The organism is Burkholderia sp. L-4 (assembly GCF_056856535.1).
The window spans coordinates 2,399,753-2,424,099 of the sequence record NZ_JBXEOX010000002.1 but is presented as its reverse complement, the minus strand read 5'-3'; the positions used below and the strand labels follow the sequence as shown (position 1 = coordinate 2,424,099).

General features: G+C 68.5%; 25 protein-coding genes. 14 read left to right on the top strand and 11 right to left on the bottom strand.

Annotated features, from left to right (window positions below; genetic code table 11):
• Positions 1 to 93 precede the first annotated feature (93 nt).
• Positions 94 to 1,224 carry an extracellular solute-binding protein gene (locus AC1VVG_RS27845; RefSeq protein ID WP_034191651.1) on the top strand — a complete coding sequence of 377 codons (1,131 nt, stop codon included), beginning with the start codon at positions 94 to 96 and terminating at the stop codon, positions 1,222 to 1,224.
• Positions 1,221 to 2,996 carry a GGDEF domain-containing protein gene (locus AC1VVG_RS27840; protein WP_069704700.1) on the top strand — a complete coding sequence of 592 codons (1,776 nt, stop codon included), beginning with the start codon at positions 1,221 to 1,223 and terminating at the stop codon, positions 2,994 to 2,996. Before AC1VVG_RS27845 ends, AC1VVG_RS27840 begins: the two co-directional genes overlap by 4 nt.
• A 97-nt stretch (positions 2,997 to 3,093) precedes the next feature.
• Here AC1VVG_RS27840 and AC1VVG_RS27835 read toward each other — a convergent pair whose 3' ends face one another.
• From AC1VVG_RS27835 to AC1VVG_RS27825, 3 genes are all read right to left on the bottom strand, one after another.
• The gene (locus tag AC1VVG_RS27835; RefSeq protein ID WP_069704701.1) at positions 3,094 to 3,393 is read right to left on the bottom strand and encodes a DUF4148 domain-containing protein; all 300 of its coding nucleotides are present in this window, start codon (positions 3,391 to 3,393) and stop codon (positions 3,094 to 3,096) included.
• 279 nt (positions 3,394 to 3,672) lie between these two features.
• Positions 3,673 to 3,927 carry a hypothetical protein gene (locus tag AC1VVG_RS27830; protein WP_027791787.1) on the bottom strand — a complete coding sequence of 85 codons (255 nt, stop codon included), beginning with the start codon at positions 3,925 to 3,927 and terminating at the stop codon, positions 3,673 to 3,675.
• A gap of 53 nt (positions 3,928 to 3,980) precedes the next feature.
• On the bottom strand, positions 3,981 to 5,333 hold the full coding sequence (locus AC1VVG_RS27825; RefSeq protein WP_473376149.1) for a D-serine ammonia-lyase: 1,353 nt from the start codon (positions 5,331 to 5,333) through the stop codon (positions 3,981 to 3,983).
• 76 nt (positions 5,334 to 5,409) lie between these two features.
• Between AC1VVG_RS27825 and AC1VVG_RS27820 the strand changes: the two genes are divergently transcribed.
• On the top strand, positions 5,410 to 6,360 hold the full coding sequence (locus AC1VVG_RS27820; protein ID WP_049031192.1) for a LysR substrate-binding domain-containing protein: 951 nt from the start codon (positions 5,410 to 5,412) through the stop codon (positions 6,358 to 6,360).
• Positions 6,361 to 6,729: 369 nt separating this feature from the next.
• Here AC1VVG_RS27820 and AC1VVG_RS27815 read toward each other — a convergent pair whose 3' ends face one another.
• Positions 6,730 to 7,575 (bottom strand): sulfite exporter TauE/SafE family protein, encoded by an 846-nt coding sequence (locus AC1VVG_RS27815; RefSeq protein WP_034191266.1) that lies wholly within the window; start codon positions 7,573 to 7,575, stop codon positions 6,730 to 6,732.
• A gap of 274 nt (positions 7,576 to 7,849) precedes the next feature.
• Here AC1VVG_RS27815 and AC1VVG_RS27810 point away from each other — a divergent pair, with 274 nt between their 5' ends.
• Positions 7,850 to 8,746 carry a LysR family transcriptional regulator gene (locus AC1VVG_RS27810; protein ID WP_034191267.1) on the top strand — a complete coding sequence of 299 codons (897 nt, stop codon included), beginning with the start codon at positions 7,850 to 7,852 and terminating at the stop codon, positions 8,744 to 8,746.
• A gap of 118 nt (positions 8,747 to 8,864) precedes the next feature.
• Positions 8,865 to 9,497 carry a LysE family translocator gene (locus AC1VVG_RS27805; RefSeq protein ID WP_034191268.1) on the top strand — a complete coding sequence of 211 codons (633 nt, stop codon included), beginning with the start codon at positions 8,865 to 8,867 and terminating at the stop codon, positions 9,495 to 9,497.
• A gap of 69 nt (positions 9,498 to 9,566) precedes the next feature.
• On the opposite strand, the gene yddG is transcribed toward AC1VVG_RS27805, so the two are convergent.
• The 3 genes from yddG to AC1VVG_RS27790 all read right to left on the bottom strand — a co-directional run bounded on the left by yddG (position 9,567) and on the right by AC1VVG_RS27790 (position 12,766).
• On the bottom strand, positions 9,567 to 10,511 hold the full coding sequence (gene yddG, locus AC1VVG_RS27800; protein WP_473376092.1) for an aromatic amino acid DMT transporter YddG: 945 nt from the start codon (positions 10,509 to 10,511) through the stop codon (positions 9,567 to 9,569).
• 184 nt (positions 10,512 to 10,695) lie between these two features.
• Complete coding sequence (locus tag AC1VVG_RS27795; RefSeq protein ID WP_034191270.1) at positions 10,696 to 10,977, bottom strand: hypothetical protein; 282 nt, start codon at positions 10,975 to 10,977, stop codon at positions 10,696 to 10,698.
• A 103-nt stretch (positions 10,978 to 11,080) separates the two neighbouring features.
• On the bottom strand, positions 11,081 to 12,766 hold the full coding sequence (locus AC1VVG_RS27790) for a purple acid phosphatase family protein (RefSeq protein ID WP_034191271.1): 1,686 nt from the start codon (positions 12,764 to 12,766) through the stop codon (positions 11,081 to 11,083).
• A gap of 322 nt (positions 12,767 to 13,088) precedes the next feature.
• On the opposite strand from AC1VVG_RS27790, the gene AC1VVG_RS27785 reads away from it, so the two are divergent.
• The 7 genes from AC1VVG_RS27785 (at position 13,089) to AC1VVG_RS27755 (ending at position 18,389) form a co-directional block, all read left to right on the top strand.
• Entirely contained in the window at positions 13,089 to 13,388 is a 300-nt protein-coding gene (locus AC1VVG_RS27785) for a YXWGXW repeat-containing protein (RefSeq protein ID WP_034191652.1), read from the top strand.
• Positions 13,389 to 13,614: 226 nt separating this feature from the next.
• On the top strand, positions 13,615 to 14,388 hold the full coding sequence (locus tag AC1VVG_RS27780; RefSeq protein WP_482836888.1) for an RNA polymerase sigma factor: 774 nt from the start codon (positions 13,615 to 13,617) through the stop codon (positions 14,386 to 14,388).
• On the top strand, positions 14,385 to 14,804 hold the full coding sequence (locus AC1VVG_RS27775; protein WP_034191273.1) for a hypothetical protein: 420 nt from the start codon (positions 14,385 to 14,387) through the stop codon (positions 14,802 to 14,804). Before AC1VVG_RS27780 ends, AC1VVG_RS27775 begins: the two co-directional genes overlap by 4 nt.
• Positions 14,801 to 15,304, top strand: coding sequence for a periplasmic heavy metal sensor (locus tag AC1VVG_RS27770; protein ID WP_034191274.1), 504 nt, complete (start codon positions 14,801 to 14,803; stop codon positions 15,302 to 15,304). The genes AC1VVG_RS27775 and AC1VVG_RS27770 overlap by 4 nt, the downstream gene beginning before the upstream one ends.
• 254 nt (positions 15,305 to 15,558) lie before the next feature.
• Positions 15,559 to 16,953 (top strand): DUF1800 domain-containing protein, encoded by a 1,395-nt coding sequence (locus AC1VVG_RS27765; protein ID WP_482836886.1) that lies wholly within the window; start codon positions 15,559 to 15,561, stop codon positions 16,951 to 16,953.
• A 2-nt stretch (positions 16,954 to 16,955) separates the two neighbouring features.
• Positions 16,956 to 18,113 carry a DUF1501 domain-containing protein gene (locus AC1VVG_RS27760; protein ID WP_482836885.1) on the top strand — a complete coding sequence of 386 codons (1,158 nt, stop codon included), beginning with the start codon at positions 16,956 to 16,958 and terminating at the stop codon, positions 18,111 to 18,113.
• 57 nt (positions 18,114 to 18,170) lie between these two features.
• Complete coding sequence (locus AC1VVG_RS27755) at positions 18,171 to 18,389, top strand: YXWGXW repeat-containing protein (RefSeq protein ID WP_034191277.1); 219 nt, start codon at positions 18,171 to 18,173, stop codon at positions 18,387 to 18,389.
• 70 nt (positions 18,390 to 18,459) lie between these two features.
• On the opposite strand, the gene AC1VVG_RS27750 is transcribed toward AC1VVG_RS27755, so the two are convergent.
• From AC1VVG_RS27750 to AC1VVG_RS27740, 3 genes are all read right to left on the bottom strand, one after another.
• Entirely contained in the window at positions 18,460 to 19,656 is a 1,197-nt protein-coding gene (locus AC1VVG_RS27750; RefSeq protein WP_482836884.1) for a tyrosine-type recombinase/integrase, read from the bottom strand.
• Positions 19,657 to 19,836: 180 nt separating this feature from the next.
• The gene (locus AC1VVG_RS27745) at positions 19,837 to 20,283 is read right to left on the bottom strand and encodes a hypothetical protein (protein ID WP_482836883.1); all 447 of its coding nucleotides are present in this window, start codon (positions 20,281 to 20,283) and stop codon (positions 19,837 to 19,839) included.
• 166 nt (positions 20,284 to 20,449) lie between these two features.
• A complete protein-coding gene (locus AC1VVG_RS27740) occupies positions 20,450 to 20,695 on the bottom strand; it encodes a hypothetical protein (protein ID WP_482836882.1) in 246 nt (81 codons plus the stop codon).
• A gap of 323 nt (positions 20,696 to 21,018) precedes the next feature.
• Between AC1VVG_RS27740 and AC1VVG_RS27735 the strand changes: the two genes are divergently transcribed.
• A complete protein-coding gene (locus AC1VVG_RS27735; protein WP_059556593.1) occupies positions 21,019 to 21,399 on the top strand; it encodes a DUF4377 domain-containing protein in 381 nt (126 codons plus the stop codon).
• Between the two features lie 9 nt (positions 21,400 to 21,408).
• Here AC1VVG_RS27735 and AC1VVG_RS27730 read toward each other — a convergent pair whose 3' ends face one another.
• Positions 21,409 to 22,797 carry a DHA2 family efflux MFS transporter permease subunit gene (locus AC1VVG_RS27730; RefSeq protein ID WP_482836880.1) on the bottom strand — a complete coding sequence of 463 codons (1,389 nt, stop codon included), beginning with the start codon at positions 22,795 to 22,797 and terminating at the stop codon, positions 21,409 to 21,411.
• Positions 22,798 to 23,547: 750 nt separating this feature from the next.
• On the opposite strand from AC1VVG_RS27730, the gene AC1VVG_RS27725 reads away from it, so the two are divergent.
• Positions 23,548 to 24,225 carry a hypothetical protein gene (locus tag AC1VVG_RS27725; RefSeq protein WP_080287996.1) on the top strand — a complete coding sequence of 226 codons (678 nt, stop codon included), beginning with the start codon at positions 23,548 to 23,550 and terminating at the stop codon, positions 24,223 to 24,225.
• The last annotated feature ends 122 nt before the right edge of the window (positions 24,226 to 24,347 follow it).

The window sequence follows — 24,347 nt, the reverse complement described above, 5'->3', positions numbered from 1 at the left end:
ATGCGCGCCGCGTACGGCTTCTTCCAATTGCGCGACCGTCCGATTTATGGTCTCGTTGCGGGATATCGCATCGACTCGAAAAAGGACAGTCGAATGCAGCCGGGCGATTCACGCGGGGTCCGATTGATCAGGGGAATCGGTGCACGCAAGCGTGCACGCGGCGCCGTGCGCAGCCTGCTCATCATATTGACGATAGGCTTTCTGGCACCCGTCGTGCCGGCGTTCTCCGCCTCTCCCGAAACCGTCAACGACAACGTGCTGCGCGTGCTCGCGTGGCCCGGCTATGCGGACAGCGACATCGTCGGCGCGTTCGAGGCGCAGTTTCGCGCGCGCGTCGAAGTGACGTTCGTCGACTCCGACGAAGCGTTGTGGTCGCGGATGCACAGCGCGTCGCCGCCGCCGTACGACGTGCTGGCCGCGAATACGGCCGAGATCCAGCGTTATGCGCGCGAACGCCTGCTCGCGCCGATCGACCTGCAGCGCATTCCGAACCGGCGGCGCCAGTTGCCTAACTTCCAGCAGGTCGCGACGATCGGCGGGCTCGTGCAGGACGGCACGACCTACGCGATCCCGTTCACGTATTCGTCGATGGGGCTGATCTACGACCGCAAGCAGGTGCCGGCCGCGCCGCGCTCGATGCGCGAGCTGTGGAATCCGCGCTACCGCGGCAAGGTGCTCGACTTCAACAGCGCGCAGCACAATTTCTCGTTCGCCGCGCTCGCGCTCGGCTATTCCGATCCGTTCCGGCTGTCGTCCGCGCAGACGCTCGCGGTCGCGCGCAAGCTGATCGACCTGCGCCGCAACCTGCTGACGTATTACACGCTGCCCGAGGAGGCGACCGCGCTGTTCGTCCAGCATCGCGCGGCACTGATGTTCGGCAACTACGGCACGCAGCAGGTCGAACTGCTGCGGCGCGCGGGCGCGGACGTCGGCTACGTGATCCCGGAAGAAGGCGCGCTCGCGTGGCTCGACTGCTGGGCCGTCACGCGCGGCGCGCAACGCCCCGGGCTGGCATTCGCGTGGATCAACTACATGCTCGAACCGGCGATCGGCGCGCTGCTGACCGAGCGCCAGGGGCTCGCGAATACGCTCGAGCCGCCGTCGGGGCTCGACACCGGGCACCAGCATCTCGTGTGGCTCCAGCCCGTCGAGAACATCGCCCGCCGCGAATCGTTGTGGAGCCGTATCGTGTCGGGCGACCGGCCGGAGCGGTTCGGAAAATGATCCGGCTCGGGCTCGTGTCGAAGCTGTCGGTGCTGTTCGCCTGCATCGGCGTGATCGCGTCCGGCACGACCGGCTACTACGCGTATCGCGCCAATCGCGCGATGCTCGTGCAGGAAGCGCAGCACAGCCTGCTGATGTCGACGCAACTGCTCGGGCAACGCTTCACGACCGCGCTGGCGGATGTTGCCGACGACGCGCTCGTGCTCGCGCAGTTGCCGTCGTCCGCGTTCGTCGCGGGTGACGACAAGCCGGACATCGCACGCCGCACGCGGCTCGAGCAGGTGTACCGGAGCTTCATGACAAATCATCCGGAGTACCTGCAGATCCGCCTGATCGCGAGCGGGCATTTCGGGATCGAACGTATCCGTGTCGTTCGCGATGCGAGCGGCATCGTCGTGCTGCCCGAAAGCGCCTTCCAGGAGAAAGGGCAGTTTTCCTACGTATTCGACACGCTCGCGATGGCGCCCGGTCACATCTACCTGTCACCGATCGTGATCAATCACGAGACGGGATCGCACGAGGCCGAGGGGCTGCCGATCCTGCGCGTGGGGACACCGGTGGTCGACATGTCCGGCCGCACGGTCGGCGCGCTCGTCGTCGACGTCGAATTGTCGCGCGTGTTCGACCGGCTCGAGCGCGACCTGCCGGAAGACTATGCGGTCTATCTCGCGAACGAGTGGGGTGATTTTCTCGTGCATCCCGATCCGGCGCAGACGTTCGGTTTCGACCGCGGCCGGCGCGTGCTGATGCAGGACCGTTTCACCGCCACCCGCGCGTTGTTCGACCACGCGCAAACGAACGTGACGCTCAATGGACTCGCGCAGCCCGACGAGGCGCCGGGCCAGATGTTCGCGTTCGCGCGCACGCCGTTCGGGCACGACGAGGGCAACCGCTTCGTCGTGCTCGGCATGGCGCGCCCGCTCGCGGACGTGCTGGCGCCGGCCGGCGTGCTCGGCGAGCGGATCGTCCGGATGGTGCTCGTGTCGAGCCTGCTGGCGGCGATCCTCGCGATCCTGTTCGCGCGTGCGATCACGCGGCCGCTGCAGACGCTGGCGCGTGCCGCGACCCACGTGTTCGACGATTCGGCCGCCGAGCGGCTGCCGACCGCGCGCGCCGACGAGATCGGCGTACTCGCGCGCTGTTTCGACAGCATGCGCGTCGAGATCCGCACGCAGGTCGCGATGCTGCGTGCGAAGCAGCAGGAACTCGCGCACCTCGCTGGCCACGACCCGCTGACCGCGCTGCCGAACCGTTTGCTGTTCATGGAGCATCTCGAAGCTGCGATCCGGCATGCGGCGGCGGCCCGCGAAGGGCTGGCGGTGATGTTCGTCGATCTCGACCGCTTCAAGCAGATCAACGACCAGCACGGGCACTCGGCCGGCGATCGCACGCTCGTCGCGGTCGCGAAGCGGCTGAGCCGCGCGCTGCGCAGCGGCGACATGGTCGCGCGGCTCGGCGGCGACGAATTCATCGTGCTGATCGCGGACGTGCGTTCGCCGGCGGTGATCGGCGACGTCGCGGCGCGCATCCAGATCGTGATGGCCGAGGAGCTGGAGTTCGGCGATCGGCGCGTGGCGGTCGGTGCAAGCATCGGTGTCAGCGAGTATCCGGCCGACGGCGCGTCGGCCGAGGAACTGCTCGTCAAGGCCGATGCGGCGATGTACGCGGCGAAGGCGTGCCCGCAGTGCGTGTGCGTGCGCTATCAGGATCTGGTCCGAGGCGGCGTCGCGACGGACGCAGGCGACCGGGTCGCATCGGGCGGCAGCCGCTGACGATCGGGCGGCGAAACTGGCGCTGCAAACGCGACGAGCCCGTCAGGGACGGGCTCGTCGCATGGCCGCACTGCGCGCGATGCGCGCGGCGGCAGGCTTAGTGGCCGAAGTAGACCGAGTCGTGCGCGCTTTGCGGCTTCACGGCTGGTGCGCCGCCCTGGACGGTCGCGGCCGGCTGTGCGCCGTAACCGCTGTTGTCGGCGCCGCGCACGCGGGCCTGGGCGGCCTGGATGTCGGCCGGGTAGTACGGGCTCGACAGGCCCGGCTTGTAGCCGGCTTGTTCGAGCTGGACCAGTTCGTTGCGCACCTGGGCGCGGGTCACGGTGCTTTGGGCGAATGCGCCGAACGAAGCGGACAGGGCGACAGCGGCAACGACTGCGGAAACGAGCGATTTCATGATGACCTCCGATGTTTATTGGCTTTCCGCGTTCGACACCATGTCGTAAGCGGTTGATTACATCGTAGGCGCCGGTCGATCTAGGGTAAACGTGAGTTTCAGCGAAAGATCGTTGCAGGCGAGGCAATAATTCCGCGACAAATATCTTCCGTCCCCATTGTGTATTGCCGGGTGTGCAACGGAAAGGCGACCGGGGCGCGGCGTGGATGGCGCGTACGGGCGGGCGCCCGGCGGCAGCGGGAAGCGGGAACGGTGCGGGCAGGCTGCGGGGCGGCCGGCTCAGACGTCGTCGTCGATTTCCTTGCGCTCGCGGCGTTCCTCGTTGCCGCGGCGCGCGCGCAGGCGCTGCCGCGACAGGACGGCGATCACCTGCTGGGTCGGCGCGCCGGACGGGAGTTCGTTGCGGATGCGATCGGGCACCATCGGCAGGCCCGCACGCTGCCGGCGCAGCGCCTTGGCGATTGCCCGGCGGCATTCGTCGCCGTGGCAATCCCATTCATCGCGGATTCTCTGGCAATAACGGCATTGTTCCATCCGGACAGTCTACCCGGTCTTCGGGAACCGGGCTGGGCGCCGGGCGGAACGCGTCACGCGCCGGCGGCGGCGAGCGCCTCCGCGTGAGACTGGAAGCGGCGGTGTTCTTCCGGCGGAACGAGCGAGCCGCCGGTTGCCCAAATGACGTGCGTGGACGCGCGCATGTCGATCGCGTGGCGGCGCAGGTAGTCTCTGCCGGCCGCCGACCGGGCCAGCCAGCCCGGCCCGCCGACGGCGGCCGCGGCTGACGGTTCCAGTTCCACGCCCGTGGCGCGTTGAACCGCGCGCAACTGCGCGTAGAGCTGCGCGTCGCCGACCGTGAAGACGCCCGACAGTTGCGACGCCATCAGCGGGCTGACCAGATGCGACGCTTGCGCGACCGCCAGGCCGTCGGCCTCGGTCCGGTTGTCGAGCCCGATGTCGTAGACGGACACCGGCGTGCCCGCACCGGCAGCGAGCTGGACGAGCATGCACGGCGCCGCGACGGGCTCGGCGAAAAAGCAGTGCACGTGCTCGCCGAACAGCGCCTTGAGGCCATACGTGATGCCGCCTGGCGCGCCGCCGACCCCGCACGGCAGATGGACGAAGAGCGGATGCGCGGCGTCCACGCGGCGGCCCGATTCGGCGAGCTGCGCGGCCAGATGCCGGGCGCTCGCGGCGTAGCCGAGGAACAGCATCAGCGAGCCTTCGTCGTCGACGAAGTGGCAGCGCGGTTGAGCGCGCGCCTGCGATCGACCCGCGGCGACGGCCTGCGCGTAATCGCCGTCGTGCTCGACCACGCGGACGCCGCGTTGTCGCAGGCGCGCCTTCTTCCACGGCTTTGCGTCGGTCGACATGTGGACGACCGATTCGAACCCCAGCGCGGCGGCCATCACGCCGATACTCAGGCCGAGATTGCCGGTGCTGCCCACGACGACGGTATGGGTGGCGAACAACGCGCGGGCGGCGGCCGACGCGAGGATCCGCCGGTCGCCAGTGGGGGCGATCAACCCGTGTTCGATCGCGATCGACTCGGCGAGCGCGAGCACTTCATGAAAACCGCCGCGCGCCTTGATCGAACCGGCGACCGGCAATGCATCGTCGCGCTTGATGAACCAGGCGCCGTGCGCGTCGTCCGCGTGCGACAACGCGCGCTGCAAGGTGTCCGCCGGCATCAGCGGCGATTCGATCGTTCCCGCCGTGGCCGCGAGCTCGGGAAACAGCTCGGCCATCAGCGGCGCGCAGCGCGCCAGTCTCGCTTCGGCCGCAGCGATGGCGTCGGGCGAGGGCGCGTCCTGCGGCAACGGCCGGCCGGCTTCGGGGTTCAGCCACAGCAGCGGTTGACGGGATTGCAGTCTGGCTAATAGATCGTCGGGTTGAGGTGTGGCGGTCACGGGGCGGCCTTGCGTTCGTTGAGCGAGATTCAGAGATGGAATGCTACGATTCAAGGTGACCGGGCAAAAGCGCCGATTTCTAATCAATGGATTAGCTGGACTTATACAAATGCGACTGGACGGTTCGATCCTCGGTGCGTTGCACTGCTTTGAAACGGCCGGCCGGCTGTTGAGCTTCACGAAGACGGCGCAGGCGTTCAACCTCACGCAAAGCGCCGTGAGCCAGCAGATCCGGAATCTGGAGGACCGGCTGGGTTATCCGCTGTTCGTGCGACAGGCGCGCGGGTTGAGGCTGACGGAGAAGGGCGCGATTCTGCTCGGGACGATGTCGAGTGCGTTCGGCGATATCCAGCGCACGCTTCAGGCGCTCGGCATGTCGGACGCGCCGCTGCGGGTCAGTTGCCTGCCATCGCTGGCATTGCAGTGGCTGATGCCGCGCCTGACCGCGTTTCACCGGCAACAGCCGAACGTGTCGGTGCGTGTGCAGGCCGAGTTCCAGGTGCTGGATCGCGAGGCGATGGAGACCGGCGACATCGACGTGGCCGTGCGCTACGACCCGGTGCAATACGGTCGGCTGCATGCCGAGGTGATGCTCGACGAAATCCTGTTCCCGGTCGCCACGCCGGCGTATCTGGCGCGGCATCCGGCGTTCGCCAGCGGCGAGTCGCCGGACGGCGTCGTGTTGCTGCACGATGCCGCACCGTGGGTCGGCGCTTCCGAGTTCGTCGAGTGGCGTACATGGCTGGAGGCCGTCCGGCCGGCGTGGCTCCGGCATCTGGATGGGCCGCAGTTCAATTTTTCCAGCCTGGCGATCACGGCCGCGTTGAACCATCAGGGTGTCGCGATGGGGCGCGCGGCGCTCGTGCACGACGAGCTCGCGAGCGGACGGCTCGTCGATGTGTTCGGCGTGCATGTGCGTGCGCCGGCGCGCTACATGCTGCTGTCACGCAACCCGGACGATCCGCGTACCGCCGCGTTTTCGGACTGGCTCAAGGCCGAATGCGTGCGTTTCGGCGAGGCCCGGTCGAGCGTGTCGCCGAAGACGGGGCGGCTTGCATGAACGATGCCGCCGGATAACTCGATCGGAGTACGAAGAAATCGACGGCGGTGGTATTGCTGAAAATGACGGTTTCCCGTCCGGCGGCATACGGATGGCTTGCGCATGGACGGGCCCGGTTACCTTATCCGAGCGACCAGATGCCCCAGATCGCGATCAACAGGCCGAGGCCCAACCCGCAGCCCAGCAACACATAGGTTTCCATTTCGTGCCTCTGAAAACGTGGCGGCGCGGATGTCGGCATCGGCGCGCGTACAGCACAGTCGGCAGCGTATCGTCGGCATTGACGGTGGGGGCGATACGCCGGGTCCGCGAATACTACGCCTTGCAGCTTTCAGAACGCATGCGCGATCGATGACGGCGCGCCGCCCGCTATTGCCGGACCGCGCGCGCGTGGTCGCCCTGGGCGACAGGCGAGCCGGGCCGGAACACGCCCGATTTCCAGATCATCTGCGAGGCCGCGACGAGCACGAACAGCAGGACGACCATCCGGAAGATCTTCGGCGACATCTTGTCCCGCAGCGGGCGAACCAGCCACATGCCGGCGATGGCCGGCAGGCTGGCCGCCGCCGAGATCGCCAGGTCGGCGCCGCTCGCATGCGCGGCGCCGCTGAACGTCGTGATCAGCGTGACGATCGACACCACGAGGATGATCGCGATCTGCTTCGTGAACACGCGCCCGGTCGCGCCGGCCGAGATCAGGTAGGTCGCGAGCAGCGGCCCTGGAACCGACGCGATGCTTTCCATCAGCGCGGCGCCAAAGCCGAGCGCGAACCCGACGGGTTTTTGCCACGCTTCCGGCAGGTTGAGTTTCGGCGCGGCGAGCATCAGCGCCGCGGCCACGATCAGCAGCGCACCGGATGCCGCCTGCGCGTGTCCCGGATTGAGCGACAGCAGGATCGCGACGCCGACGATATTGCCGATCACGGTGCCTGCGATCGGCGCGGCGATTTTCCTGGCCGTCGCGAGTACCTGGCCGCCTTCCAGCGCCTGCGGAATGTTGCCGAGGATGATCGGCATCGACAGCAGCAGCACCGCCTGCCGGATCGGCAGGAACTGGCTGAGGATCGGCATCGCGATCAGCGGCACGCCGATTCCCGTGATGCCCTTGGCCATCCCGCCCAGCAGCAACGCAACGGCGATGCCGGCCAGGTCGAGCACGGACAGCGCCTGCAGGCTGGAAACCAGTACACCTTCAGTCAGATTGAAATGAATCATGGCGTGGCATGTCGGGGCCGATCCGGCAGGTCGCGCCGGCGAGCATGAGCAACGCGGCGGCGTGGTTCAACCGGGCTAATCGACTGCCGGCCGGTGCGCATGCAAGGGCACGGCGAGTCGCGCGGACATCTTACCCGAGCGCTGCCGGCGATGTCCGGCTCGACCGCGGCGTGGCGCGGGCACGGTGTTCCGTACGATGGACGCGATTCAATATAATTCATGAGGAATTGCCGCTTCATGCAGCAAGTACATGTCATGGAAACAAGGAAATCCGATGACGCTAGCCCAGTTGCAGGCCCTGGCGGCCGTAGTCGAACTCGGGTCGCTCACGGCCGCTGCGGACCGGCTCAGCCGCAGCCAGTCCGCGATCAGTCATGCGCTGACCGAGCTGGAGGATCTCACGCAGGTCAAGCTGCTCTGGCGTGACCGGCAGCCGGTCGTCCTGACGGCGGCGGGCGAACGCCTGTGGCCCTACGTCCAGCGCGTCGTCCGTGAAGCGCAGGTACTGCGCCAGCAGTTCAGCCTGTCGCGCGGCAAGCTCGAGGGGCGGCTGGTGGTCGCGTCGCTGCCCAGCGTCTCGCTGGCGTTCGTCGTCCCCGCGCTCGAGGCGTTGAAGGGCCTGCACGAAGGCGTATCGGCGGTGCTGCTCGAAGGCACGGACAGCGAAGTCGAGGGATGGATCGATGACGGGACCGCCGACGTCGGCGTGGTGGCCGGCACGAAGACGTTCGCGCACAACCTGCCGCTGCTCGACGAGGATTTCGTCGCGGTGGCGGCGGACGGCATGTTCGCCGGCCGCAAGCGCGTGTCGGCCAGGCAGTTGTCCGCGGCGCCGTTCATTTTTTCGAAGGCCGGATGCGGGCCGCTGATCGCGGATTACTTCGCGCGCGGCGGCGCGCCGCTGCGGGCCGCGTTCAACGTGGTCGAGATGCGCACCATTCTGTCGATGGCGGAGGCCGGCATGGGCGTATCGATCGTGCCGCGCATCACGCTCACGTACACGCCGTTCGGCGGCCGCGTGCTGGAACTGTCGCCGCGGCTGCATCGTTCCGTGCGGCTGGCCTGGAATACGGCCGGCAACGCGGTAACCGATGAATTCGTGAAACTCGTCGACGCACAACGTGCGAAGGCAGGGAAGGCGATCCACGCACGCGCGAAAAAGGGCAGGTAGCGCGCAGCCGGTGCGATGAACGGCGCTCATGGGCGACGTGTAGTTTATTCATGCCGATGATTGCCGGAATGCAATACATTGATCGGACCTCGTCATCGTTGCGCCGAAGGAGATTGCCGTGCCGGCCTTGCCCACCCTGTTTGCATTCGGACTCGTGTCGCTCGGCATGGTGCTGACGCCCGGACCGAACATGATCTACCTGGTGTCGCGCTCGATCTGCCAGGGCCGCCGCGCCGGGCTCGTGTCGCTCGGCGGCGTCGCGCTGGGGTTCGTGTTCTACATGCTGTGCGCGGCGTTGGGCATCACCGCGCTGGTGATGACCGTGCCGTACGCATACGACGCGCTGCGCTTCGCCGGCGCGCTGTATCTGGCGTACCTGGCGTGGCAGGCACTGAAACCCGGTGGCCGCTCCGCGTTCCAGGTCCGGCAATTGCCGCACGACAGCCGCGTCAGGCTGTTCGCGATGGGTTTCGTCACGAACCTGGCGAACCCGAAGATCGCGGTGATGTATCTGTCGCTGTTGCCGCAGTTCATGTCGCCGGGCCACGGCAGCGTGCTCGCGCAATCGCTGGTGCTGGGCTGCGTGCAGATCGCGGTGAGTGTCAGCGTGAACGCGCTGATCGCGTGCATGGCCGGTTCGATCGCGGGCTTTCTCGCGGGGCGGCCGCTCTGGGCGTCGGCCCAGCGCTGGTTGATGGGTACCGTGCTGGCCGGACTCGCCGTGCGGATCGCGCTGGAGTCGCGAAGCTAGCGCGCGAAGGCGGGCGCTTGGGGAACGGCCGGCTGCCGGCCGGCCTTGCGCCGATCGCGCCGGGCAGCATCAACCGTGACAATTGCCTTCGGCCTTCTTGCCGACCCGAACGGGCATGGCCTTGTCGTTGCGTCGGCTGCGCGTCGAGAGCCAGCACAGGATCGATCCGCCGCACACCATCAACGCGCCTTGCCAGAATTCGACCGACAGCGGCGCATGCAGCAGCGTCGCGGCGAGCGCGGCGGCGAGCACCGGCGTGAAGTACGACGCGCCGACGATGACCGTCACGTTGCCATGCATGATGCCGGTGTTCCAGGCCGCATAGCCGAACCCCAGCGCCGACGCTGCCAGCACGAGATACAGGACCGCGTGAAAGCTGAACGTCATGCCGCCGCCGCCTTCGATCGCGAACTTGATCCAGAGCACCGCGGCGACCAGCATGAAGAACGGCGTGACGCCGTTCTTGCCGTCGGCGAGGCGCGCCGTCACCGTGCAATAGGCTGCCCAGATCAGCGCGCCGACGAATGCGAGGCCGTAGCTCAGCGGATTGTCCGCGACGTTGCGCAGCATGCCGGCCGGATCGAGGCCGCGGTCGCCGCCGAGCACCCAGCAGATGCCGAGCATCGACAGCAGGACACCCGGCACGACCAGCAGGTTCGCGCGCTGCTTGTTGAATACGATGGCGGCGACCAGCGTGAGGCTCGGCCACAGATAGTTGACCATCGCGACTTCGATCGCCTGCTGCCCGTTGCTGGCATAGCCGATCGACAGCGCGAGGCACAGCTCGTATGACACGAACAGCAGGCCGCCCCAGCGCAGATAGCTTTTCGGGAACCTGCTCAGGTCGGGGAAGCCGATTGAAAACACCAGTAGCACGGACGCCACCGTATAGATCATCGCGGCGCCGCCGGTCGCGCCGAGGCTTTCGCTGACGCCGCGAACGAGCGCGACCACCGAGGCCCATAACAATACCGCGCCGAGCCCGGCGAGCGTTGCCGTGTTCTTGCGTTTCATGCGTCCTACCTGTTTCAACATGCCAATTCGATTTCGGATGATACGGGGCCGCTCGCGCGCGCCGTCATCGCGCGCGGCGATGCAATGGAGTGATTTCGACGGAACCGCGCATTTTAACGGGGCGATGCCGTTGCGGCGATGCAGCCGGACTGGCGTGTACGGCTGATTCGGGTGCGCGAGTCGATCACGCGTCGTCGATACGCCATGCGGCGTCGATCGCCGACAACGCGTGCCCGATCGAGTCGAGCATCGCATCCCGTGTCGGCCCGAGCGTCGTGACGAGGAAGAATCCCTCTTCGCCGGTCGTCAGGCCGATCAGCGGCCAGCCGGCGGTGTCGCTCCGAACCTCGAGCCGTTGTCGATTGCGATCGATGTCGATGCCGCGATGCGCTTGCCGCAGCGCATTCGCGATGGCATCGAATGCGTTGGCCGACGGGATCGTGTGGATGCGGTATTCGAAACTCATCTTCGTGGGCCGGGGGGCGAGCCGCGCCGTCTAACCCGTGCCGCGGCATCCCGTCCCTCGATGGCCGTGCAACCGGCGCCCGCCGCGGCAGGCGCCCGCACGATCACCGTTCGTGCCGCTTCTTGCTCAGTTCGATCGTTTCGAACAGCTCGTACTGCGCGCTCGGGTGCTGGTCGGCGCCCGGCGCGTGGTAGTAGCGCATCGTGATCGTCGTGTGGCCGCCCGGCTTGCCCGGGTCATGGTCGAACACGGCGATCCCGTAGCCGGTGCCCGTGTCGCGGCGCGCGGACCAGATCGCATCCTCGAGCGCATCGGCCGGCTGGCGCACGAACGTGTTCGGCGCGGTGCCCGGCACCGGCCGGTTCGGCTTCGTGAACACCTTCGCACGCGCAAAGCCGGTCGACGGATTCTCGCCGTACACGTCGAGCGGCGCGCTGGTGCCGCCGCCGCCGAGGATCAGGTGGATCGTGCCGTGGCTCGTGTCGAACCGGGTGCGGTCCGGGTCGTTCGAGCCGACCGGACGCGGCTGCAGCGTCTCGACCACTTCGCCGGTGGTCGCGTCGACGCCCGCGCGGTGATTGCAGCCGCGCACCGGGTAGCTGCGCTCGTAGTCGTGATCGTGGCCGCACAGCACGAGATCGACGCCGTAGCGGTCGAACAGCGGCAGCCACGCCTCGCGAATGCCCTTGTCCGAACCGTTGCCCGTTTTCGACGAACTGAGCGCGTCCTGGTGCATCTGCACGACGATCCAGTCGATGTCGTCGTCATGCGCGGCATGACGCAGCGTGCGTTCGAGCCAGCGCGTCTGCTCGCCGTTGCTGTAGCCGCGCACGTAGAACGACGTGCCGGGTTCGATCGGCGGGCGGCCCGTGCTCGCGGCCGGCACGAGCGGCGCCGGGCCGCCGACGAATGCAGCGGCGTCCTGGTACACGACATCGTCGGCGTCGAGCGACACGAACAGCACCGAGCTCACGCGGAAGCTGTACCAGCGGCCCGGGAAGTGCGTGCCGTTCTCCGGCAGCGAATAGCGCGCGAGATACGAGTCGAGCCCCTGCGGGCCGTTGTTGAACTCGATCTCGTGATTGCCCGGGCACGGCATCCACGGGCGATTCGCGGCCGACGTCTGGTTGTTGTTGCCGAAATCGCGCCACACCTCGGGCTGGTGCGCGGGGTTCAGGTTCGCGTAGCAGAGGTCGCCGTTCAGCAGGTGGAACAGCGGCTGGAACTGCTCGACGGCCTGCACCGCGAACCGGCTTTGCGGCGACGACAGCACCCACGCGCCGTTCGGCGTCGCGAGATCGCCGTAGCTGGTGAAGCGAAACGGCGCGCGGCCGCGCGGCGCCGTCGAGAAATTGGCGGAGAACGGCTGCGCGGCGTTGCCGTCGTTGTCGGCGGTGATCTCGTAGCGGTAGCGCGTATCGGGTTTCAGCCCGTGCACGCGCGCGTGGTACGTGAACACGGTTTCGCCGTTCAGGCCGTCGGTGTACAGGCGCTGGACGCCGTGCACGGTACGCGGCGGCTCGCCGTCGGCGACGATGCGCGCACGCGGATTGACGGCCGGCGCGAGCGACGCCCACGAGATCACGACCTCGGACGCCGGGTCGTTGCCCCACGTCAGGTGGACCTGTTCGGGCGTGCCGTCCGGATTCGACGCGGCGGCGCGCGCGGCTGCGAGGCCGCCGGCGGCGGTGGCGAGGCCGGAGACGCCGGCAAGTTTCAGGAAGCCGCGACGCGATACCGAAGCGGCCGGCTCGTTCGGCTGATCAGGGAGAGTGTCCTGGTTCGACATGGTCGGTGTTTTCGTGGGTGGGGACGCGAGAGGTGGAACCGTGGGGCCGTGCGCGAGCGCGGCCGGGGCATGGGCCGGAAACGAGCGGGATCCCGGTCGCATGCATTGTCGAAGGGCAGTTTTGCCGCGTTGTGACAGCGCCGCAACCCGGCTGGGCGGCAGCCGATACGCGCGATCGCGCGGCGTGGCGTCCGACCCGCGCCGAATCCCGTTCGGTCCGTCTGGAATTTATTTGCGGATTCCGCGACGGAATCGCTTCGCCCGCGCCGTTTAACGCATGAACGGCCGCAACCGGTCGATGCCCGTTACTTCGGAGTCTTTCATGAAACTTTCCGTTCCATTGCGATTTGCCGTGGCCTGCGTGGCCGCGCTGGCGGCATCCGCGTCGTTCGCGCAGGCCGTGATCGTCGCGCCTGTCGCGCCGCCGCCGCCACGCGTCGAAGTGATGCCCGCGCCGCGTGCGGGCTACGTCTGGGACCAGGGGCACTGGCACTGGCGGCAAGGGCGCTACGTGTGGATTCCGGGCCACTGGCAAGTGGTGCGTGTCGGTTATCACTGGGTACCGGGGCATTGGGCCGCGCGCGGGCCGGCCTGGCGCTGGGTGCCCGGCCACTGGGCCTGATGCGTACGACGTCGCGCGGCACGCCGTGCCGGCGCGACGGATTCTTCATGCAACATCATGAGTCGAAGCGATGCCTTTCCGAACCATCGTGATCCTGGCGGCCGCAGCCGTGGTGCTGGCCGGCTGCGTCGTGGTGCCGGCCCGACCGGTGTATTACCGGCCCGCGCCGGTCGTCGTATATTGAGCGCGCCGGCCGCCGGTCGCGCGGCCGGCAGACAGGATCGATATGCCGCGCGAACCGGATGTCGATGAAGCGGACGTGGCCGACGTCGTGTGCGATGCGCACGGCGTCGACGGACAGTCGGCGTGGCGCCGTCCGGTGATGGCCCGACGCATGCAAGGAGAGCACGACGATGAGCTTCAGCCGGGCGGCGGGTATCCCTGCCGGCACAGGGCGGCGCCCGCGCGCCGCGAGACGGAGCGGGCGGCGTTGAACGATCGCGACGACCGCGATCCGGACGCGGAACTCGTCGCGCGCGTCGGCGCGCGCGATTCATCGGCAGTGCGCGTGCTGGTCGCGCGCAAGCTGCCGCGGCTGCTCGCATTGGCGACGCGCATGCTCGGCGACCGGAACGAAGCCGAGGACGTCGCGCAGGAGACGTTCTTGCGAATCTGGAACCATGCGCCGCGCTGGCGCGAAGGCGAGGCGCGCTTCGATACGTGGCTGCATCGCGTCGTGCTGAATCTCTGCTACGACCGGTTGCGCGGCCGCCGCGAGGAGCCCGTCGATACGCTGCCGGACGTGCCCGACACGCAACCGGAGCCGGCCGCGCATGCGGAGTTGCGTTCGCGCGACGCGCGCGTGCGGCAGGCATTGGCCGCGTTGCCGCCGAGGCAGCGGGAAGCGCTGGTGCTCCAGTACTATCAGGAAATGTCGAATGTGGAAGCGGCCAACCTGATGGGCATCACCGTCGATGCGCTGGAAAGCCTGCTTGCCCGTGCGAGGCGCAACCTGCGCGCGCAGCTGGCCGGCGACCCACCTAGCGAGGACAAGCGATGACACCCGAACGATTTCGTACCATCGTCGCCGCGTACGGCTCCGACGCGCGGCGCTGGCCGGCCGGCGAGCGAGCGGCCGCCGAAGCATGGGCGCAGGCGAACCCGCGCGAAGCGCTGCTGGCGCTGGACGACGCGGCCGACCTCGATGCGTGGCTCGCGTGCGACACGGTCGCACCGCCCGCGCCGTCGCTGGTCGAGCGTATCGTCGCGACGGCGCCCGCGCCGCGGCGCGCGCGCCGGCGTGGCAATGTGTGGTGGTCGGGCGCGGCGTTCGCGGGCGTCGGCCTGGCCGGTGCGCTCGCGGGCGCGGTGGCCGTGTCGATGCTAATGCTCGGCAGCGCGCCGCCGTCACAGCATGAATCGGGCTATCTGACGACGACGTTCGGTGGTCCGAGCATCGATTGGAGCGATGAATGACTGAACGTGGCTGGAAATTCATCCTCGTCGGCTCGGTCGTGCTGAACGTGTTCATGCTCGGCGCGATCGGCGGCGGTGCCTATCAGTGGTTCTCGACGCATCGCGACCTGCATGCGGCGGGCGCACCGGCATCGCGCACCGCGTTGCGTTTCGCGGCGGACGAATTGCCCGAGGCGCGACAGCGCGAATTCGCCGCCGCGTTGAAGGCGGCGCGCAAGACCGGCCGCGATTTTGCGCGCGAAGGGCGAGACGGCCGGATCACCGTGCTGGACCTGCTCGCCGCGCCGCAACTCGATCGCGCGGCGATCGACGCCGCGCTCGATCGCACGCGCGCGGCCGATACCGCGATGCGTGCGCAGGTCGAGCGCAGCGTCGTCGATTTCGCGGTGACGCTGACGCCCGACGAGCGTATGAAATTCGTCGACGGGTTGCAGCACAGCGGCAACTGGCGCTTGCCGCCGAAGCTGCAGAAGAAGCCTGACCCGCCGGCGAGTCAATGAGCCTTGCGTGACGGCGGCGCGCGATCCGCGTGTCGCCGTCGCGCGCGCTCGGGCACGTGCAATGCGTGCGCCTTTCCGCTGGCTTGCGTCGTCATCGTCGTTGTTCGTTCATTCGTGACGTGCGCTGCCGTGCGACGAGCCTTCCGCCGGTCACTGCGCCCGCGTTCCCCGATCGATATTTATTTGCGATTCCGGCGACGGATTTCCCGGTGCGCCCGCGTTGAACAGGGGTACGCACCGCGAGAGAGCCCGTCATGGACCACCCGAACGGCATTACGCCGGCCGCGATCGCGCTGAACCGCTTCGGTCTCGGCGCGCGCGCCGACGAAGCGCCGCCTGCCGACCCGAAGGCGGCGCTCGTCGCGCAATTCGACCGTTACGATGCGCGGCCCGCCGCGTGGGCCGGCGAGCCCGATGCGGTTGCGCTCGCGACGCGCTTCGCGAACGCGCGCAACACGATGACGGGCGACGACGCGGCTGCGAAACGCGCGACCGCGCAGTCGATCCGGCGTGACGGCTACGACGCGTATCGCAGTGCCGTCACCGCACGCATGAACAGCGCGTTGAACACGTCCACGCCATTCGTCGAACATCTCGTGCATTTCTGGGCGAACCATTTCGCGGTGTCGGTCGACAAGGGGCAGGTGGCCGCATATGCGGGCGCGTTCGAACGCGACGCGATCCGCCCGCACGTGCTCGGTCGTTTCGAGGACATGCTCGTCGCCGTCGAGCAGCATCCCGCGATGCAGGTGTTCCTCGACCAGGCGCGCTCGGTCGGCCCGGACAGCCCGGCCGCGCTGCGCGCCGAGGCACGCAACCCGTCGGCAAGGCGCGGGCTGAACGAGAACCTCGCGCGCGAAATCATGGAGCTGCATACGCTCGGCGTGCGCACGGGCTACACGCAAGCGGACGTGACGGAATTCGCGCGTGCGCTGACCGGCTGGAGCATCGCCGGCGGGCGAGGGCCGCAGCCGGGCGATGCCGCGCCCGGTGCGTTCGTGTTTCGCCCGAAGCTGCACGAGCCGGGCACGCGCACGGTGATGGGGCGCACCTACGACCAGCCGGGCGAAGCCCAGGCACGCGCGATCCTGCACGACCTCGCGCGTTCGGATGCGACGGGCCGGCACATCGCGTTCCAGCTCGCCCGTCATTTCGTGGCCGACAATCCGCCGTCCGCGCTGACCGACCGGCTGGCCCGCGCGTTCGATGCGAGCGGCGGCGACCTGCCGACCGTCTATCGCGCGCTCGTCGATGCGCCCGACGCGTGGTCGCCGGTCAATCGCAAGTTCAAGACGCCGTGGGAGTGGGCCGTGTCGTCGCTGCGCGGGCTCGGCTGGCGCGACACGGGCGACCTGAAGGCCGCGCCGCTGCTCGCGCAGCTCGGCCAGCCGGTGTGGCGGCCGGGCTCGCCGGCCGGCTACGACGACGTCGCCGCGAGCTGGGCCGCGCCCGACGCGCTCGTGCGGCGCGTCGAGATTGCACAGCGGCTGGCCGCGCGCACGGGCGACCGGCTCGATCCGCGCACGCTCGGCAACACGCTGCTCGCCGGTTCGATGAGCACGCCGACCGCGACCGCACTGTCGCGCGCGGAAAGCGCGACGACATCGCTCGCATTGCTGCTCGTCTCGCCCGATTTCCAACGGAGATGACCATGGCCCTGTCACGCCGACAATTCCTGAGCCTTGCCGCCGCCGGCGCGGGCGCGATCCTCGTCGCGCCGCGGATCGTGTTCGCGAACGTCGCGACCGACCGCCGCTTCGTGTTCGTGATCCAGCGCGGCGCGGCCGACGGCCTGAACATCGTCGTCCCGTATGCGGAGCCCGCGTATGCGTCGCTGCGCGGTCCGCTCGCGATCGACACGGCGGCAGCAACGCGGCTCGACGGCACGTTCGCGCTGCACCCGTCGCTCGCGCAGACCGCGCAGCTGTACCGCGACGGGCAGGCGCTGTTCGTTCATGCGATCGCGTCGCCGTACCGCGACCGCTCGCATTTCGACGGCCAGAACGTGCTCGAAACGGGCGGCCGTGCGCCGTACCAGGTGAAGGACGGCTGGCTGAACCGGCTTGCCGCGCTGCTGCCCGCGACGCGCGAAAGCGCGATCGCGTTCGCGCCGACCGTGCCGCTCGCGTTGCGCGGCACCGTGCAGGCCGCGTCGTATGCGCCATCCGGTTTGCCGGCCGCGCCGGACGACCTGCTCGCGCGCGTGTCGTCGCTCTACGAGGCCGATGCGCAGCTCGGCCCGCTGTGGCAGTCGGCGATGGACGCGCGCGGCCTCGCCGGTGATGCGCAGGCGCGGCAGGATCCCGCCGGCGTCGGCAAGCTCGCGGCGACGTTCCTCGCGCGCGACGACGGCCCGCGGATCGCGATGATCGAGACGGGCGGCTGGGACACGCACAGCGCGCAGAACGCGCGACTCGCGAACCAGTTGAAAGCGTTCGACACGATGCTTGCCGCGTTGCGCGACGGCCTCGGGCCCGCGTGGCAGCAGACCACGGTGCTGGTCGCGACCGAGTTCGGCCGCACGGCGGCGGTCAACGGCACGGGCGGCACCGATCACGGGCAGGCGTCGGTCGCGATGCTCGCGGGCGGTGCGGTTGCCGGCGGCCGTGTGATCGCCGACTGGCCGGGGCTGCGGCCGGGTGACCTGTACGAAGGGCGCGACCTGAAGCCGACCGCGTCGCTCGACGCGCTGATCGCCGGCGCGGCCGCCGAAAGCCTACGGCTCGATCCGCGCCGCACCGCATCCGCGCTGTTCGCGGAAAGCGGCGCGACGCGGCCGATGACCGGCCTGATTCGCGGCGCGGCATGACGCGGCCCAGGCCGCGCTCGTCCTCGCTGGACCATGACATAACAGGGAGAATTGATGATGAAGATCCGGACCGCTTCGTTGGCCATGCTGGTGAGCGCGAGTGCCGTGCTGATGTCCGCCTGCGTGGTCGAACCCGTGCGGCCGCCGCAGCCGGCGCCCGTCGTCGAAGTGGCGCCGCCGCCACCGGCGCCCGGTTATCGCTGGGCGAAGGGGCATTACCGGTGGGCCGGCAATCACTGGGCGTGGGTGCCCGGGCACTGGGTGGCCGTGTACTGACCTCGCGTGACGTGCCGAGCGACGGGGAGGCCGGGAAGCGGGGGCGCGTATTGGCGCGGCGGCACGCCGCCTAGTCCCACCCGATCCGGTGTTTCTCCTCCGTTTCGCGATGCCGCCAGTCGTCGTCCGCGTGCAGGTACTGGCTCGTCGTCGTGAGCGATGCGTGGCCGAGGTTGTCGCGCACGAGCCGCAGGTCGACGCGGCCATCGGCCATGTGCGAGCCCGCGCTGTGACGCAGCCAGTGCGCGGACGCTTGTTCGAGCACGCGCGCCTGCTGGTCGCCGGCTTCGCCGTTCGCACGCAACCGGTCGGCCGCCTGCCGGAATACCTGCTTCACGATCCGGTGCAGCGCTGCGCGCGTGAGCGGCTTGCGTACCTGGCCGGCCGGCAGCACGAGCGGCATCGGTTCGCCGTCGGACGGCAGCGCCGGCATCCCGTGGGCGCGCCGGTAGCGCGCCAGCTCGGCCATCATCTCGTCGGTGGCCGGCACGAGCCGCTGCCGGCCACCCTTGCCCGTCACGTCGAGCCACCAGCGATCGTGCCCGTTCGCGTCGCGCCGGCAGAAGAACTGGCCCATCGTCGTGTCGGCCGCTTCGGTGATGCGCAGCCCGCCGAGATACAGCAGCGTGAACAGCCAGCGCGCGCGATCCGCATGGAAGCGCGTGCGCGCATCGTCGCGCGGCATCGCGGCGATCGCCTCCTTGACCGACTGCCACAGCGGCTGCCCGAGATGGCGCGTGACGCGCGGCGCGGGACGGCGCTGGCGCTGCCGCGACAACGCGAGCGGATTGCCGGCCAGATAGCCGGCCTGCACGAGCCACGAGAACATCACGTTCAGGATCACCAGCGCTTGCCGCTGGCTGGCCGGCGACAGCGGCCCGTAGAACGGCCGCCAGCGCGGATCGTCGCGCGGATGCTTGCGGCCGCCGTTCGCGCACCACAACTCGGCAGGTGCCGGCGCTAGCAGGAACTGCTGGTAGACGACGAGATCCTCGTGCGTGAGCGACGACAGCGGCTTGCCGCATGCGATCACGGCCCACAGCAGCAGGCGTTCGGCTTCCTTGCGGTAGTTCTGGAACGTGGTCGGCGTATCGACGAAGCGCGCGAGCCACGCGCGCACGGCGTCGAGATCATGGGTTGCGGCGATCTGCGGATGCGCGTTGCCCGAGCGGTTGGTGCCCGTGCGGCCATCGAGCGCCGCCGGCACGGTCAGCGCATCGATCGGCAGCGGGCGCAACACGGCGTCGGACGGAACGGGAGAGGGCATGCGAGGGGCGGCGCGTTGCGCGAACCGCGCGGACCTGGCCGGGCGGACGATGGCAACGCGTCAAAGCGTATCGGGAAGCGCCGATGGTACCTGAACGGTGCGCGGCAAAGAAAGCGGCGAGTACCGATCGCGATGATCCCGGTCAGCCGGTCAGCCAGTCGATCGGGTGACGGGCACGGCCTACAGCTGGCGCCGTTCCCCAAACCACTTCCTGCTGTTCGGCGTCAATAGCAGCAGCGCGGCGATGACCAGCAGGCAATCCGCCAATCGAAGGGTGGAGCCGGGTGCGTGTTCAAGCATCGAGCGCGTGCTGAGTGCGAGGCTGAGCGAGATCCATCCGAGCGTCCACGTTCTGGCCCAGCGCCTTTGACGGCCCAGGTTGAAGAGCAAGATCCCGCCGATCGCGGGCGCGGCGACCATCGGCAACATCCATGCGATACCTGCCCAGAGCACGGGCTTGACGTGAATCGTAAGGAGTACTTCAGGGTGTCGAATCGTGTCGATTATCCCGCGTGCCGCATTGAAACTCGTGATGCACCACACGACGAAGAGCATCAGCCACGCGCCCAGCGTCGCGCCGGGCATCCGTTCCGCAAAGATCGAACGTCTGATCGTTCGGAGTGCCATCTCGTTTGCCCTCGAATCGGATTGGCCGGCCGATGCGGCGGCTCTTGTCGCCCGCGCCGGTTGCGGCTGTCGGGTTGGCTTGTGCCGGCCGATTATGGGGCCACGCGGAACGAGCATGCAACGTGTTTCAGGCATGCCGGTCGCGGTACAGCGGCCATCGTGAGCGTCACCCCAGCGACAGCCCGCTGTTCAACGACATCCGCACCAGCGTTGCCTGCCGCGTGATGCCCGTCTTCGAAAAGATCGCACGCAGGTACGGGCGCGCGGTGTTCTTGCTGATCGCGAGCGCCAGCACGGTCTCGGCCGGCGTGAGGTCGAACGGCTTGCGCACGACGTCGTGCGGCGTCTGCGACTTGCGCTCGGCATCGCGGATGAAGATCGCGCCGGCCCGCCCGGATCGTCCCCGGACCACTCGCTCAACCGTACCGCCCGGATCAGCACGCCGAGGCGGGGTTTGCCGGACGGGCGCGACACCGCAATCGCGTGCGCGACCGATAGCGTGATGACACCCGTGCGTTCCGCGCGCACCTGGCGGATCAGCTTCTGCCGCTTGCGGTCCTCCAGCGGATACGACGCTTCGGGCGTGCCGCCGCGCACGCGCGGGCCGTCGCATTCGGCGAAGATCTCGTCCGCGGCAAAATGCGGGTGGTCAGATGCGTTTTGTAAGCTAATTGTGAACTTTCTCGCCGCGCGGGTCGTCTAATCGGCCCTCCAATGCTCCCAGAGGAACCTCAGATGATTCACAAGACCCGAACGCTGCTCGGCGCGGCCGTCATTGCCGGCAGCACGCTCCTCGCCGGATGCCAGACCGACGCGGCCGCCACGGCATCCGGTGCTGCCCGCGCGCCCGACGCCAGGCCCGTGACCAAGACCGTCTACGTCGCGCCGCAGTCCGCGCGCTGCACGGGCGTCGCGCCGATGGAGTGCCTGCAGGTGCGCAGCAGTCCGAGCGAGCCGTGGAGCCTGTGGTACGCCGGCATCGAAGGGTTCGCGTACCAGCCCGGTTACCTGTACACGCTCGAAATCGACGAATACCGCGTCGCGCAGCCGCCGGCCGACGGCTCGTCGATCCGCTGGGTACTCAAGCGCGTCGTCGAACGCCGTCAGGCGAACTGACGGCGGCGTTCATGCCGAGGGCCGCGCCGCCGCACCGGCCGGCGGCGCGGCCGTATCGATCCGCCGGAACACGGCGGACGACAGCAGCGTCACCGCCCCCATGCACGCGAACGACAGCATGAACCCGTGCGCCATCGAGCCCCAACCGGCGGCGAACAGGTTCACGAGCCCGCCGCCGATCGACACGCCCAGGCCCATCGCGAGCATCTGCATCATCGTGAACAGGCTGTTGCCGCTGCCGGCGTCGGCATGCGACAGCCCCTTGAGCGTCACGCCGTTCATCGCCGCGAACTGCATCGAGTTCGCCGTGCCGAACACGATCAGCAGCACGCCTTCCAGCACCGGCGCGGGCCGTGCCGATACCAGCGCGAATCCGGCGATCGCGCAGCCGACGATCGCCGTGTTCACGACCAGAAACGCCGCATAGCCGAACCGCTTCACGAGCGGCGCGATCCAGCGTTTCGCGATCACGCCCGCGATCGCGGCCGGCAGCATCATCAACCCCGACTGCAGCGGCGTATAGCCGAGCTGCACCTGCATCAGCAGCGGCAGCAGGAACGGCACCGAACTCGTGCCGATCCGGCACAGCAGGTTGCCGAGCAGCCCGGACCCGAAATTCGGCTCGCGGAACAGTCCGAGCCGGAACAGCGGCTGCGCGCGCCGCCGCGCATGCGGCAGGTACGCGAGCGCGCTCGCGAGGCCGACCACGGCGAGCCCGGCCGCCCACGCGGCACGATGTGCAGGCATCGGCGGGTCGATCGCGAGCGACAGCGCGATCATCGCGGCCGACAGCAGCGCGCAGCCGACGAAGTCGAACGGCGGCTGCTGCGTCGCCTGGTCGTGCGGCAGGTAGCGCTGTACCGCGATGAAGCCGACCACGCCGACCGGCACGTTGACGATGAACACCCAGTGCCATGAAATCGCCTGTGTGAGCCAGCCGCCGAGCGTCGGCCCGACGATCGGGCCGAGCTGGCCGGCGATCGACACGAACGCGATCGCCGCGACGTACTGTTCGCCCGGCACGCGACGCAGCACGGCGAGCCGCCCGATCGGCAGCAGCATCGAGCCGCCGATGCCCTGCACGGCGCGCGCGACGACGAGCTGGCCGAGCGTATGGGACGCCGCGCAGCCGATCGACGCGAGCACGAACACGAGGATCGCGACCGAAAACACGCGGCGCGTGCCGAACCGGTCGGCGAGCCAGCCGGACGCCGGCGTGAGCATCGCCATCATCAGCGTGTAGGCGACCACGACGGGCTGCATCGCGAGCGGCGACGCATGCAGGCTTTGGGCGATCGAAGGCAGCGCGGTGTTGACGATCGTCGTGTCGAGCGACTGCATGAAGAACGCAGCGGCGACGATCCAGAGCAGCGCGGAGTGTGTGGGTTCCCGGGACATGGCGAAAGGCAGGGTACGACGGCCGGGCCGGCGTCGTGCCGGCCTTCAGGCGTTCGATGGTACCGATTCCGGCGGCTGTCGGGAAGCCGTCCGCGCGTGCCCGGCCCGATGGCCGCGTCCGTCTCCACGGACAAGATGCATGCGCACGCATCGGTATTCACCCTGCCTCGCCATGTGCGGAGTGGCATCGGCGTCGTTTGCGCCCGTTTCGAGGGCACACTTTTGCAACGTTTTTCCAGCGCATTCCTCTGCACACGATTGATCGCCATGGCGACGCGCGTGCGCTGACGGCCGTCCGGCCTCGTTTCACAGGCATCGCGCGATCGGCGTGCAAGACCGTCAATCGCGTCTTTCGGCCTGGCGCTCCGAATACGGATACGTTCCTGAAACATTTTCCCGTCATCGCGACCCGCGTTGCCGCCCGTGCGCGCCGGTCACGCTTTCCCCGCTTCGATTTGCGCCGCATGGCACGTGGCTTGCGGTTGACCCGGTGCCGCCGGTGCAGACGGATTCGCCAGAACGATTGCACATCGGCGGCATGTAACGACATCGAAACAAACCGGGGATCGGATCGGGGCGCGGGGCGTCGTGTGCCGCGACGCAGGCGCCGCGCATGTCGTATCGGTCATGCGCACGGGGCAACGCGTTCCCGATCCGTCGAACAGCAAGCTTGCTTGCAGGGTGTCGTGCCGGGGTTCGCACCGCGCATCGCGACGAAGGCCGCGTGCGGCGGGGCGTCGCGCCCGGCACATGTCGGGGGAGGCGCCCATGAAAACGACAGTGAACCAATGGGCATTCATCGCGGTGGTGTTTGCCGCGAGTGCGCACGCGCAGGAAATCTACCTGCAGGGCGGTACGCAGGGCGTCGGCATCGGTGCGGCCGTCAGCTTCAATTCGATGCTGGGCGCGCATGCGGATTTCAATGCGATCGATCTTTCGCATGACTTCACGGTGGCCGGCAATCGCTATCAGGACGACCTGAAGCTGCGTCAGGGCGGTTTGTACGCGGACATCTTTCCGTGGCGCGGCAGCGGCTTCCGCGCGACGCTCGGGTTGCGCTTCAACGACGACGAGCTTCGCGGCGTGTCGGTACCGACCAACGGCACGTACGTGTTCGGCGGCAAGCGCTATCCGGCGTTGCCGGGGATGTATGCGGTCGCGCAAGCGCGTTATCCGACCGTGATGCCGTACGTAGGAATCGGCTACGGGCACCGGCCGGCGTCGAAAGGGCTCGGATTCGTCGCCGATATCGGCGTCGCGTACGGGATTCCGAAATGTTCGTACTCGCTGTCGCCGGAACTGGCCGCCGCGGCCGGACCGGCGAAGAGCCAGATCCTGGTCGCGAGCGGGCTTGATCAACTGCGACAGGTGATGTCGCGATACCGGTGGTATCCGGTCTTGCAGATCGGGATTTCGTACCGGTTTTAGCGACTTGTTTTGAGAAATCGTAACTAGTGGAAAAGAACCCTTGTGGTTACGGGTTTTTTGCTATTTGCGTTTTATATGCTGATTGCGAGTCAGCCGCCCATGTCGACGTAACTGCGCGCGCC

Excerpts from the sequence above, each read along its gene's own strand:
- AC1VVG_RS27750 (WP_482836884.1), bottom strand. The coding sequence starts at position 19,656 with ATGCCCTCTCCCGTTCCGTCCGACGCCGTGTTGCGCCCGCTGCCGATC.
- AC1VVG_RS27835 (WP_069704701.1), bottom strand. The coding sequence starts at position 3,393 with ATGAAATCGCTCGTTTCCGCAGTCGTTGCCGCTGTCGCCCTGTCCGCT.
- AC1VVG_RS27735 (WP_059556593.1), top strand. The coding sequence starts at position 21,019 with ATGATTCACAAGACCCGAACGCTGCTCGGCGCGGCCGTCATTGCCGGC.
- AC1VVG_RS27745 (WP_482836883.1), bottom strand. The coding sequence starts at position 20,283 with ATGGCACTCCGAACGATCAGACGTTCGATCTTTGCGGAACGGATGCCC.
- AC1VVG_RS27780 (WP_482836888.1), top strand. The coding sequence starts at position 13,615 with ATGCCGCGCGAACCGGATGTCGATGAAGCGGACGTGGCCGACGTCGTG.
- AC1VVG_RS27820 (WP_049031192.1), top strand. The coding sequence starts at position 5,410 with ATGCGACTGGACGGTTCGATCCTCGGTGCGTTGCACTGCTTTGAAACG.
- AC1VVG_RS27760 (WP_482836885.1), top strand. The coding sequence starts at position 16,956 with ATGGCCCTGTCACGCCGACAATTCCTGAGCCTTGCCGCCGCCGGCGCG.
- AC1VVG_RS27845 (WP_034191651.1), top strand. The coding sequence starts at position 94 with ATGCAGCCGGGCGATTCACGCGGGGTCCGATTGATCAGGGGAATCGGT.
- AC1VVG_RS27810 (WP_034191267.1), top strand. The coding sequence starts at position 7,850 with ATGACGCTAGCCCAGTTGCAGGCCCTGGCGGCCGTAGTCGAACTCGGG.
- AC1VVG_RS27815 (WP_034191266.1), bottom strand. The coding sequence starts at position 7,575 with ATGATTCATTTCAATCTGACTGAAGGTGTACTGGTTTCCAGCCTGCAG.
- AC1VVG_RS27765 (WP_482836886.1), top strand. The coding sequence starts at position 15,559 with ATGGACCACCCGAACGGCATTACGCCGGCCGCGATCGCGCTGAACCGC.
- AC1VVG_RS27795 (WP_034191270.1), bottom strand. The coding sequence starts at position 10,977 with ATGAGTTTCGAATACCGCATCCACACGATCCCGTCGGCCAACGCATTC.
- AC1VVG_RS27830 (WP_027791787.1), bottom strand. The coding sequence starts at position 3,927 with ATGGAACAATGCCGTTATTGCCAGAGAATCCGCGATGAATGGGATTGC.
- AC1VVG_RS27785 (WP_034191652.1), top strand. The coding sequence starts at position 13,089 with ATGAAACTTTCCGTTCCATTGCGATTTGCCGTGGCCTGCGTGGCCGCG.
- AC1VVG_RS27730 (WP_482836880.1), bottom strand. The coding sequence starts at position 22,797 with ATGTCCCGGGAACCCACACACTCCGCGCTGCTCTGGATCGTCGCCGCT.
- AC1VVG_RS27725 (WP_080287996.1), top strand. The coding sequence starts at position 23,548 with ATGTCGGGGGAGGCGCCCATGAAAACGACAGTGAACCAATGGGCATTC.
- AC1VVG_RS27770 (WP_034191274.1), top strand. The coding sequence starts at position 14,801 with ATGACTGAACGTGGCTGGAAATTCATCCTCGTCGGCTCGGTCGTGCTG.
- AC1VVG_RS27790 (WP_034191271.1), bottom strand. The coding sequence starts at position 12,766 with ATGTCGAACCAGGACACTCTCCCTGATCAGCCGAACGAGCCGGCCGCT.
- AC1VVG_RS27755 (WP_034191277.1), top strand. The coding sequence starts at position 18,171 with ATGAAGATCCGGACCGCTTCGTTGGCCATGCTGGTGAGCGCGAGTGCC.
- AC1VVG_RS27775 (WP_034191273.1), top strand. The coding sequence starts at position 14,385 with ATGACACCCGAACGATTTCGTACCATCGTCGCCGCGTACGGCTCCGAC.
- AC1VVG_RS27840 (WP_069704700.1), top strand. The coding sequence starts at position 1,221 with ATGATCCGGCTCGGGCTCGTGTCGAAGCTGTCGGTGCTGTTCGCCTGC.
- yddG (WP_473376092.1), bottom strand. The coding sequence starts at position 10,511 with ATGAAACGCAAGAACACGGCAACGCTCGCCGGGCTCGGCGCGGTATTG.